Below are 2313 nucleotides of genomic sequence, written 5' to 3'. Positions count from 1 at the left end.
GACTCCCCCCGGGTGTAGGTGCGCAGGATCGTCGGGACCCGAACGGCGACCGTGCTGCTCATTGGGTATTCACCGCCGGGACCAGGGCGTGGAACGCATCGGTCGTCGCCGCGATCGTGCCGACCGGGCCGACCACCGGCGAGACCGCGTCCAGGGTCTTCAGGCCGTCGCCGGTGTTGAGTACGACGGTGGTGAGGGACGGGTCGAGCACGCCCTCCTCGATCAGCTTCTTGGTGACGCCGACGGTCACGCCGCCCGCCGTTTCGGCGAAGATCCCCTCGGTCCGGGCGAGCAGCTTGATCGCGTCGACGATCTGCCCGTCGTTCACATCCTCCACCGCGCCGCCCGTACGGCGTGCGATGTCCAGGACGTACGGCCCGTCGGCCGGGTTCCCGATGGCCAGCGACTTGGCGATGGTGTCCGGGCGGACCGGGCGTACGACGTCGTGCCCGTCCTTGAAGGCACGGGAGACCGGCGAACAGCCCTCCGCCTGGGCACCGAAGATCTTGTACGGCCTGTCCTCGACCAGACCGAGCGCGATCAGCTCCTTCAGCCCCTTGTCGATCTTCGTCAGCTGGGAGCCGGAGGCGATGGGGACGACGAGCTGGTCCGGCAGCCGCCAGCCCAGCTGTTCGCAGATCTCGTAGGCGAGGGTCTTGGAGCCCTCCGCGTAGTACGGGCGCAGGTTGACGTTGACGAAGCCCCAGCCCTCACCGGCCGGGTCGCCGATCAGTTCGGAGCAGAAGCGGTTGACGTCGTCGTAGTTGCCCTCGATGCCGACGAGTTCGCCGCCGTAGACCGCGGCCATCACGACCTTGCCCTGTTCCAGGTCGTGCGGGATGAACACGCAGGACCGCAGCCCGGCGCGGGCCGCCGCGGCACCGACGGCGCCGGCGAGGTTGCCCGTGGAGGAGCAGGAGAGGGTGGTGAAGCCGAAGGCGCGGGCGGCCTCCACGGCGATGGCGACGACGCGGTCCTTGAAGGAGTGCGTGGGGTTGCCGGAGTCGTCCTTGACGTGCAGGGATCCGGTGACGCCGAGTTCGCGGGCCAGCCGGTCGGCCCGGACCAGCTTGGTGAAGCCGGGGTTGATGCCGGGCTTGTCGGCCACGTCGGCGGGGACCGGCAGCAGCGGGGCGTACCGCCAGATGTTGTCCGGGCCCGCCTCGATGCGCTCACGCAGTCCGGCGGGGCCGGAGGCGTCGCCGCCGGAGAACTCGTACGCGATCTCCAGCGGCCCGAAACACTCCGCGCAGGCGAAGACCGGACCGAGCGGGCAGCGCTCGCCGCATTCGCGGCAGGAGAGCGCGACGGCGGGACCGAGCGAGACGCCCGGAGTGGCGGTGCTGGTGGCGGTGCTGGGGGTGGCGGTGCTGGAAGCGGCTTGAGCAGCTTGAACAGCCATGATCGGCGAGGCCCTCTCCTCATCTTCCTCGTGACGTATCTCGCCACAAGACGGAATTGGCACCTTCCCGAGCCGGGAGCCTCGCGGCGTGACATCAGCTGTGATGCTGGTGCGCGAGACCGGCTGGAGGGTTGCCGGGGCTTCAACGGGCCGTTCCCTCTGCCCCTCTGGATGAGCGGTGTGAAGTTGTGTGTGCGGTTGTTCGCTGTGATCGGCGGGCGACGTCGCCGGGCCGGACCCGGCATGCGATCGTCGTCCGCGTTGTTCAAGACTGTAACGGACGGACCGCAGTGTGATGCCAGGCGTCCGTACCGCGAGATGGATCACAGGGAGTGCCGCGTGCTGCCAGAAGTCGAGGAGTGGCTGGGTCGACGGTCCTGGTCGGCCACTGATCGTCCGCTCCCCGGACTGCTGGCCGCGAAGCGCGCCACCGGCACCCGGGTGAGCGTCGTGCTGCCCGCCCTGAACGAGGAGCGGACCGTCGGCGGGATCGTGTCGGTGATCCGGCGCGAGCTGATGGCCCCGTCATCCCCGTCATCCCAGGCGCCGTCGGCGGGGCTCGTCGACGAGCTGGTGGTGCTGGACTCCGGCTCCACCGACCGTACGGCCGAGACCGCCGCCGCGGCGGGCGCGGAGGTGATCCACCGCGACGAGGTGCTGCCGCGGCTGCCGGCGCTGCCCGGCAAGGGTGAGGTGCTGTGGCGTTCACTGCTGGTGACGAGCGGCGACATCGTCTGTTTCGTCGACGCCGACCTGAAGGACTTCTCCGCCGGCTTCGTCTCCGGCATCGTCGGACCGCTGCTCACCGACCCGGAGCTGCGGCTGGTCAAGGCGATGTACGACCGTCCGCTCGGCGACGACCCGGCGGGCGGCGGCCGGGTCACCGAACTGGTGGCCCGGCCGCTGCTCAA

Annotated in this window: 2 protein-coding genes and 1 riboswitch; of the genes, one reads left to right on the top strand and one right to left on the bottom strand. The window is 70.2% G+C overall.

Going from position 1 to position 2313, the window contains the following annotated elements:
• Nucleotides 1-58: 58 nt before the first annotated feature.
• Nucleotides 59-1402 (bottom strand): threonine synthase, encoded by a 1344-nt coding sequence (gene thrC, locus ACRDP3_RS09560; protein WP_431516437.1) that lies wholly within the window; start codon nucleotides 1400-1402, stop codon nucleotides 59-61.
• Between the two features lie 16 nt (nucleotides 1403-1418).
• Nucleotides 1419-1580, bottom strand: a riboswitch (SAM riboswitch).
• 161 nt (nucleotides 1581-1741) lie between these two features.
• Here thrC and ACRDP3_RS09555 point away from each other — a divergent pair.
• Nucleotides 1742-2313 (top strand): glycosyltransferase (locus ACRDP3_RS09555; RefSeq protein WP_431516436.1); only part of this gene is annotated, 572 nt, incomplete at its 3' end.

The organism is Streptomyces sp. (assembly GCF_050698815.1).
GTDB lineage: Bacteria > Actinomycetota > Actinomycetes > Streptomycetales > Streptomycetaceae > Streptomyces.
The sequence above is the reverse complement of the archived record's forward strand: the minus strand, read 5'-3'. Positions and strand labels throughout refer to the sequence as shown.